This is a genomic window from Micromonospora sp. LOL_023 (assembly GCF_048060115.1).
GTDB lineage: Bacteria > Actinomycetota > Actinomycetes > Mycobacteriales > Micromonosporaceae > Micromonospora_E.
Map to the genome: position 1 here is coordinate 1 of NZ_JBHMIM010000108.1, position 8,495 is coordinate 8,495.

The following is an 8,495-nucleotide window of genomic DNA, read 5'->3' on the forward strand; positions in this document are numbered from 1 at the left end:
ACATCCGCATCCGCGACCACCCGCAGACCGTAACGCCCCGCACCCCGGACCTACGCCGCGACACCAACACGACCACGAAACCCCAGCCCAACACCATGATCAACTTACGCTAAGCGGCATTGCGTCCACGCGCCAGCCTCGCGTCGACCATCGTGAACGCATCGCCGAGGGCGGGATTCACCGCGTCTGGTGCATCGGTTCGACCAGATCAAAGCCCAGGCAGCAGGCCGAACATCTGCGACACCCAGCATCGGTTGCGCGGGCACAGCATCCCACATCCGCTTCTCGAGTGCTTTCCTACTCAAGGCCGAGCCAGGCATCCCACCATCGAATCGCGAGGAGAGGTGGGAGGCGAGTGTTGCCGTGGAGATCCATCAGTTGGTACTCCCAGGGACGTACCTGGTGTCACCGAAGCAGTTGCAGGATGTGCGAGGCTCCTTCCATGAGGGGTTCCGCACCGACCTCCTGCAAAAGGCAACAGGGCAGCAGTTCTCAGTCGCTCAGGTCAACTACTCGACCTCCCGACGCAACACCATTCGAGGTCTACACGGTGTTCGGCAACCACCGGGCCAAGCAAAGTACGTGACCTGCGTCCGAGGTGCTCTGCTCGACATAGTGGTGGACCTCCGGCCAAATTCACCAACCTTCCGCCAGCACGTCCGCAACCTGTTGACCGCAGAAAACGGCAACGCCGTACTCGTGCCAGACGGCATGGGACATGGGTTCCGCGCGCTGACCGACGACTCATGCGTCTGCTACCTGCTCTCCATGCCACACGTACCTGGTACCCAGTTCGAAGTCAACCCGTTGGATCCCGAACTCGCCCTGCCGTGGGACCTTACCGAGCCGCCGGTGATCTCGGACAAGGACGCCTCGGCACCAACCCTCGTCCAAGCCATGACTGCGGGTTTCCTGACCGGGTTCTGACGGGCGTCCCGAAATCCGCAGCCCGCACCTACGGAGGATTCGTGATCAACGTCTTCCAGCCCACGCTGGGCGAGCAGGAGCTCGCCGCCGTGGCCGAGGTATTCAACAGTAGCTGGCTCGGGAGCGGGCCTCGTACTCGACAGTTCGAGGAGGCGTTTGCCGCACACCTCGGCGTTGATCCGGAGAACGTCCTGTACATCAACTCGTGCACCGCGGGCCTGTTCCTCGCGACGGAGTTGCTTGAGCTGGGCATGGGCGACGAGGTCGTACTCCCGTCGATTTCCTTCGTGGCGGCTGCCAACGCCGTCGCCTCCTGTGGCGCTACGCCAATCTTCTGCGACGTTGACCCGCACACACTGAATCCGAGCCTGGAAGACGTCGCGGCGGCGGTCACCGATCGAACCCGGGCCGTGGTGCTGCTCCACTACGGCGGCTATCCGGGAGACGTGGCCAGGATCGCTGAGTACTGCCGCAAACAGGGCATATCACTGGTGGAGGACGCCGCGTGCGCTGTCGATTCACGCGTAGCTGGTCGGGCCTGCGGCACCTTCGGCGACATTGCAACGTGGAGCTTCGACGCAATGAAGGTATTGGTCACCGGCGACGGGGGCATGCTGTACGCACGCGATCGGAGCGTAGCCGATCGAGCCCGGCGGCTCTCATATCATGGCCTGCAACAGGCAAACGGATTCACCAAGGCACAGGTGTCACACCGGTGGTGGGAACTGGATGTGCGGGAATTTGCGCGTCGAGTGATCGGCAACGACCTGACCGCAGCGATCGGACTGGTGCAGTTGAGCAGGCTGCCGGAATTTGTCACCAAGCGCCGACAGGTGACCGAGTACTACCGACGCGAGTTGGTCGGCATGCCTGCCCTGCGGCTGCCCCCACCACTACCGGCCGGACATCGAACGTCCTACTACTTCTTCTGGATCCAGATGGACGCCGCTATTCGAGACAAGGTCGCTGCAGACTTGTATCGCAACGACATCTACACCACGTTCCGATACCCCCCACTACACCGAGTTCCGGCGTACGGATCAACATCAGTTCTACCAGGCTCCGACCAATCCGCCGAAGAGACGCTCTGCCTGCCGTTGCACCAAGGCCTGGACCAGGCGGACATACACCACGTGGTGACCCAACTGCGCAAGTCCCTAGAAGCAAATGCGAACCACTGAGTGTCGTGCTCACACACAGCCCAGGAGATGGAGCGACCCGGTGAGCGAGCAGTTGAGAACGGCCACCGACATCGCAGATTCCGGAATAGAATCGATATCACGCGCGGCATTCCGTGATGCAATGGCCAGCTTCCCGACAGGAGTAGCCATCATCACCACCCTCGACAATAAAGGTATCGCGTACGGCTTGACGGCGAGCTCGTTCTGCTCCGTATCTCTGCACCCACCGCTGGTCTCGTTCTGCGTGGCGAAGTCAGCCAACTGTTTTCCCATCTTCACCCGCTGCAAGACCTTCGCTGTCAGCGTGCTAAGGCCACAGCACGCCATGTTAGCCCGCCAGTTCGCCGATAGAAGCGCAGACAAGTTCGCCTCAGGCGGCTTCCGTAGCACAGAACTCGGGCTCCCAGTCGCCGAGGATGCACTTACCGTAGTCCAATGCCGGGTGCACGACCAGCACCAAGCCGGCGATCATGTCATCATCGTCGGTGAAGTACTGACCGCAGACACCGTGCCCGGCACGCCGCTGGTCTTCGTACGACGCACGTTCACCCAGGTGGTGGGCTGATGAGCGAAGTGCTCTCAGCAGCATCCGGAACAGTTCGGGTCGGTCTGATCGGCTGCGCCGACATTGCGGTTCGACGAATCCTGCCAGCGCTCGCCGGCCTTCCCGGTACGCAGTTGACCGCTGTCGCGAGTCGCCGACGGTCCCGAGCCGTCACGATTGCTCGTCGGTTCGGCGGGGAGCCCGTGGCGGGCTACGACGAGTTGCTGCGTCGCACCGATGTGGACGCGGTTTACCTACCGCTACCTCCGGCGATGCACGCCGAGTGGATCCGAAAAGCCTTGGAACACGGTAAACACGTGCTATCTGAGAAGCCGCTGACGACATCCCATGAGCAGACGGTGGACCTGGTCGGGACAGCGCGTAGATCCGGACTGGTGCTCATGGAGAACTACATGTTCGTCCATCACACGCAGCACGCGGCGGTCCGCCGGATGCTCACCGCCGGCGCCATCGGCGAGTTGCAGGCGTTCTCGGCGACCTTCACGATCCCCACACGGCCTCCCGGCGACCTGCGATTGCAGCCCGAGTTGGGGGGCGGCGCCCTGCTCGACGTGGCTGGCTACCCGGTGCGGGCCGCGCAGCTCTTCCTCGGCCGCGACCTGACCGTCGTGGGTGCCAGCCGGCGCTTCTCGGATGCGCTCGGCGTGGATCTCGGTGGCGCCGCGCTACTACGGCACCCGGATGGTGTCACCGCGCAGCTCACATTCGGGATCAACCACCGATACGTCTCGTCGTACCAGTTTCTCGGCAGCACCGGTCGAATTTCGGTCGACCACGTCTTCACCCCACCTGCGGAACACCGGCCTGAGGTCCGCACGGACTGGCAGGACCGTCACACGCATGTCCTGCTGCCGGCTCACGACCAGTACTCGGGCTCTTTGCAGGCATTCCTGGCGGCGGTGCGTGGCGATGGAGGTACAGATGTGAAGGAATGCGCAATCAGCGACCAGGCGATGCTGATTGATTCGATCCGACAGGCCCAAAGTGGCACCACCTCGGGCTATCTCGTAGGCCGGACGGCCGGAAGGAAGGCGACTCCGTGACGCGAAGTGACAGCAGTTTATCGGGCCTGCGGCGGCAAATTCAAGAACTGACCAGACGCTATCACAGCGCCACACAACGCGAAAATGACTTTACGCCGGGTGTTACTCCGCTATGGGTCTCCGGTGCCGTACTCGATGACGACGACCGGGTGGCACTGGTCGAGGCGGCACTCGACCTGCGCATCGCGGCCGGCACCGCGTCCCGCACGTTCGAGCGGGAGTTCGCACGGCTCTTCGGAGTTCGCAAAGCCCATCTGACGAACTCTGGTTCTTCTGCCAACCTGCTCGCGCTGAGCGCTTTCACCTCACCGCAGCTCGAAGATCTGCGCCTGCGTCCGGGCGACGAGGTAATAACCGTCGCCGCAGGTTTTCCGACCACCGTCAATCCGATAATCCACAATAATCTGGTACCGGTTTTCGTCGACGTAGAGCTCGCCACCTACAACACGACGCCGCAGCGAGTCGCGGACGCGATCGGGCCCCGTACCCGGGCAATCATGTTGGCGCACTCGCTGGGCAACCCGTTTGCGGTCGAAGAGGTAGCGGCTCTGGCCGACGAGCACGACCTGTTTCTGATCGAGGACAACTGTGACGCGGTGGGCTCGACATATCAGGGCCGGATCACCGGATCGTTCGGAGACGCCGCCACAGTCAGCTTCTATCCAGCACACCACCTGACGATGGGCGAGGGCGGATGCGTCGTCACGGACAACTTGGCGCTGGCCCGGATCATCGAGTCCATGCGGGACTGGGGACGCGACTGCTGGTGCGAGCCGGGAGAGGACAACCGCTGTTTCAAACGCTTCGATCACCAGATCGGCACTCTCCCCCACGGATACGACCACAAATACATCTTCTCGCATCTTGGATACAATCTGAAGTCGACCGACCTACAGGCAGCGCTCGGCTTGAGCCAACTAGGAAAACTTGAGCCATTCGGAGCTGCTCGCCGGCGCAACTGGCGACGGCTTCGAGAGGCACTGGACGGCGTACCAGGGCTGCTTCTGCCGGAACCCACCCCGGGCAGCGACCCCAGCTGGTTCGGATTCGTCATCACCGTCCTGCGCGACGCCGCGTACACCCGCAAGGGTCTGATCAGCTTCTTGGAGGACAGGCGGATCTCGACCCGACGATTCTTCGGTGGCAACCTTGTTCGGCATCCCGCCTACCAGGACCGAACCTACCGAGTCGCCGAGCCACTGACCAACAGCGACATCATCACCGAACACACATTCTGGGTCGGCGTGTACCCGGCCCTGACCGACGAGATGATCGACTACGTCGCTGACTCGATCCGCGAGTACTCCATCAAGTCGTCCTGACAACAGACGCTCTGGTGGACCAGCCGCAACGGGATCCGCCCGCCGCGCCTGGTCCACCGGCCGTGCAGGGGACGGCGGCCAGACGGGCTGGGCGCAATCTTCTCTTCGGATACCTGGGCGGCGCCGACCCGTCTCGTCGCCGTCGACAATCCACTTCAGATTGATCCGGTTCGGGCACACCATCTGTCGCCGTGGCCGCAGCCGCGCAGCAGGCGCGGTCTTCGTTGGGCTACGAAGCTGAAGCTGACCGGCCGTACACCGAGACATGCCTGGGACTGGCTGCCGAGAACGGCTCGCCCTGCCAGCCTCCGGTCCTAGCGATCCGGAACAGCCCGGCCAACCGACACATGAGATCGAGCTCAGCGGGCCAGACATAACGAGTCTGGACGGGGTACAGCCGGGTTCCTTCGGCGTCGACCACAAGATGTTGTGAGGTCACCGTCTGACTCACACGATCATGCCGGGAGACGTCCAGCCGCACCCGTCCCACCTCAATCTGGCCAACCTGCACCCGTTGGTCACGGTCGAACCGCGTCACGTCCGGTACGAGTGCCTCCACCACCAGCACCCCTCCCGGGGAGAGCTGCTGGGCGGAATTCTGCAGGCAGCGCAGCTGATCCTCCTGAGTCGTCAGGTTGAACAGGGTGTTGGTGACCACGAAGACCAGATCAAATGGACCCGGGGCCGCGACGTCGGCGAAGTCCCCCACCGTGACCGGCAGATCCTCGGCACCCGGCTTTTCCCGCAGCTTCTCCACCATCCGTTCGGATGCCTCGATCCCGTGCACCTTGATGCCCCGCTCTGCCAGGGGCAGCGCAATCCGGCCGGTTCCGATGCCCAGCTCCAGCGCGCGCCCAGCGCGGGCGTGTCCAGCGAGGAAGCTCACTGCTGCGTCCAGCTGGGCGTCCTGGCTACCCGCGCTGATCCACTTGTCGTACATCTCGGCTATGCCGTCCCCGTAGGTGGTGGCGTCGTATCCGTCCATGCCGCCAGGTTGACCGCCGTCGCTCCACAACCGCTCGAGGTAGGCCGGAAACTCGACCCCTCAGTCAGCCGCAGCGACCGGGATGACTCGGTCGGGATTCAGCACATCTCGAGTCCCCCACGAGAGTTGACGGTAAGCCTCTTGCTTATCGGGCCGGTGCTGGCCGGCCACGGGCTGGAGAGGGCTGACATGGCGAGTGAGGTGCTGCCCCGCACTGCGCTCAGCGAGTCCGCTGTGCGCGTAGCCGAGGTCGCCGGCTCGCAAGCGGACGACGCCGACACGAACCGGACGTTGAGTCCACAGACCGTGGAGGCGCTGATCTCGGCAGGTTTCTGCCGGCACTTCGTCCCTACCCGGTACGGAGGGAACGCGGGGCACTTCAGCGAGCTCCTACCTGCCATCGCGATTGTCGGATCCGCCTGCACCTCCACCGCTTGGTGCAGCTCACTCGCGGCCGGCGCTGGGCGCCTAGGCGCCTATCTTCCGACGGAAGGTCAGGAGGAACTGTGGGCAGACGGTCCCGACAAGCTGGTCGTCGCGGGACTCAACCCGGGCGGGACCGTGACAGCTGCCCGGGGCGGGATCAGGCTTACTGGATTTTGGCGGTACAACAGCGGGGCGGACTTTTCCGACTGGGCGCTGCTGTGCGGTCCTGGGCCACAGGCCGGTCAACCGGTCCAGTACTTTCTTGTGCCCCGCTCGGATTACCAGGCGGTGGACGACTGGTTCCCCACGGGTATGCGAGGCACCGGCAGCAAGACGCTCGTGCTCGATGACGTCTTCGTGCCGTACCACCGAGCATTTCTGCGGGAGGAAATGCAGCGAGGCCACGCCGTGAACTCGACCGCACGTTGCCATACCGTCCCGCTACGGATCGCGAGCGGCGTGCTCTTCGCCGCTCCTGCACTGGGTGCCGCCCGCGGCGCGCTGGCCGCCTGGTCGACGCGGATCGGCCGCAGCGAGCCGACCGGCGGCCGGCTCGCGGCGGCCGAGACCGAGCTGGCCCGGGCAACAGGTGACGCGGACGCGGCCGCGTTGCTGCTAGAGCGAGCAGCACGGACCGCCGACCAGGAGACCGTGACGGCCACCGAGGCGGCCCGTAATCCCATGGACTGCGCGTTGGCCGTCGAGTACCTGGTGGGCGCGGCACAGCGACTGTCCCGAGCCGCAGGGACGAGTGGACAATTCATCGGCGAGCCGCTAGAGCGGTTCTGGCGGGATCTGCATTTCCTCGCGAGCCACGCGGCCCTGCGGCTGGACACCGCTGGTGTCGCGTATGGCGAGCAGTTGCTCCGGGGTACCGCCAGCCCAGGCGCCGCCGCCACCTGACCCTGTCGGCGGAGGCCTGCGTCAGCCAGCGCCACTTCATCCGATTCGAGCGGAGAGACCGGCAATGCACTCCAGCACCCGACGCGAGACTCTGCATGAGGCCACGGTACGAGCACCGGCCAAGGCAGCCTACCGATTGATCGCCGATGTATCGAACTGGTCCTGGATCTACCCGACCACCGTACACGCGGAGCGGGTGGAAGGCACCGCGTCCACTGACCGGATCAGAATCTGGACCACCACCGACGGGACCTTCAATCACTGGGTTGCGATACGTCGCCTGAACCCGCAACTGCTCCGGGTCGAATACCGCCAGGAAAGTGCACATCCGCCAGTGGCGGACATGGGTGGGGAATGGATCATCGAAGCGGTCTCGGCCGAAGAGTGCCTGGTCCGGCTGGTGCACGACTACCGCGCGGTCGACGACGACCCCTCGAACTTGGATTGGATCGCGGCGGTCCTGGACCGGCTGAGCAGTGATGAACTCGCAGCATTCCAAGTTGCCGCCGAGATGGCTGCCGGGCGGCGAGACCGGCTGCTGACTTTCACCGACACCGCCACGTTCGATGGCACCAGATCTGAGGTCTACGAGTTTCTGCGGGACCCGCGGTACTGGGTCGGCAGCGTAGCGGACATGGTCGCCGTCGAGGTGACCCGTGACACGGATGGCGTCCAGGCGGTACGCACAGAGGTCGCCACCGGCCACGGGGTGCACGCTTCCGAACTCGTTCGGGTATGCCTGATCCCATCGAAGATAGCCTATCGTCATCTCACGGTGCCACCGCTTGCCACCGTGCACACCGGTGAATGGGTGGTGGAAGAACACGACGGAAAGGTCACGGTCACTGCCCGGCATACCGTGGTCTTCGACGAGCAGGGAATTGCCAGGGTGCTGGGTGCAGGCGCCGGACTGGATCAGGCACGGGAATTCGCCCGGCGGGAGCTCGGTGCCGGCAGTGTCGCGGTTCTCGAAGCCGCGCAACGGTACGCCAAGGACAGGCGGTAGGCAACGCCGCCCTTGGCCTGCGCCGCACCGCACTCAGCCTCGATCCACCGATGAAGTTGGACCGGTAGGACCCCGGATGTAGAAAGTGCCCTCTGAACTGGAAGGATAGGAGTTCTGACGCTTCTATCGTTCGGTTC

The 8,495-nt window shown here is 64.2% G+C and carries 8 protein-coding genes; 7 read left to right on the forward strand and 1 reads right to left on the reverse strand.

The window, feature by feature from the left end; all coding sequences use genetic code 11:
• Positions 1 to 363: 363 nt before the first annotated feature.
• The 5 genes from ACFHVL_RS30275 to rfbH are packed head-to-tail and all read left to right on the forward strand — an operon-like array spanning position 364 to position 5,038.
• Positions 364 to 927 carry a dTDP-4-dehydrorhamnose 3,5-epimerase family protein gene (locus ACFHVL_RS30275; protein ID WP_416631986.1) on the forward strand — a complete coding sequence of 188 codons (564 nt, stop codon included), beginning with the start codon at positions 364 to 366 and terminating at the stop codon, positions 925 to 927.
• Between the two features lie 41 nt (positions 928 to 968).
• Positions 969 to 2,108, forward strand: a complete 1,140-nt coding sequence (locus ACFHVL_RS30280; protein WP_416631987.1) for a DegT/DnrJ/EryC1/StrS family aminotransferase — start codon at positions 969 to 971, stop codon at positions 2,106 to 2,108.
• 40 nt (positions 2,109 to 2,148) lie between these two features.
• Positions 2,149 to 2,673 carry a flavin reductase family protein gene (locus tag ACFHVL_RS30285; RefSeq protein ID WP_416631989.1) on the forward strand — a complete coding sequence of 175 codons (525 nt, stop codon included), beginning with the start codon at positions 2,149 to 2,151 and terminating at the stop codon, positions 2,671 to 2,673.
• Positions 2,673 to 3,716: a Gfo/Idh/MocA family protein gene (locus tag ACFHVL_RS30290; protein ID WP_416631991.1), complete on the forward strand. Its 1,044-nt coding sequence runs from the start codon at positions 2,673 to 2,675 to the stop codon at positions 3,714 to 3,716. The genes ACFHVL_RS30285 and ACFHVL_RS30290 overlap by 1 nt, the downstream gene beginning before the upstream one ends.
• A complete protein-coding gene (rfbH, locus tag ACFHVL_RS30295) occupies positions 3,713 to 5,038 on the forward strand; it encodes a lipopolysaccharide biosynthesis protein RfbH (RefSeq protein ID WP_416631993.1) in 1,326 nt (441 codons plus the stop codon). The genes ACFHVL_RS30290 and rfbH overlap by 4 nt, the downstream gene beginning before the upstream one ends.
• Before the next feature lie 229 nt (positions 5,039 to 5,267).
• Here rfbH and ACFHVL_RS30300 read toward each other — a convergent pair whose 3' ends face one another.
• A complete protein-coding gene (locus ACFHVL_RS30300) occupies positions 5,268 to 6,023 on the reverse strand; it encodes a class I SAM-dependent DNA methyltransferase (protein WP_416631994.1) in 756 nt (251 codons plus the stop codon).
• 738 nt (positions 6,024 to 6,761) lie between these two features.
• Here ACFHVL_RS30300 and ACFHVL_RS30305 point away from each other — a divergent pair.
• Complete coding sequence (locus ACFHVL_RS30305) at positions 6,762 to 7,352, forward strand: hypothetical protein (protein ID WP_416631995.1); 591 nt, start codon at positions 6,762 to 6,764, stop codon at positions 7,350 to 7,352.
• A gap of 64 nt (positions 7,353 to 7,416) precedes the next feature.
• The gene (locus ACFHVL_RS30310; protein ID WP_416631997.1) at positions 7,417 to 8,358 is read left to right on the forward strand and encodes an aromatase/cyclase; all 942 of its coding nucleotides are present in this window, start codon (positions 7,417 to 7,419) and stop codon (positions 8,356 to 8,358) included.
• Positions 8,359 to 8,495: the final 137 nt, after the last annotated feature.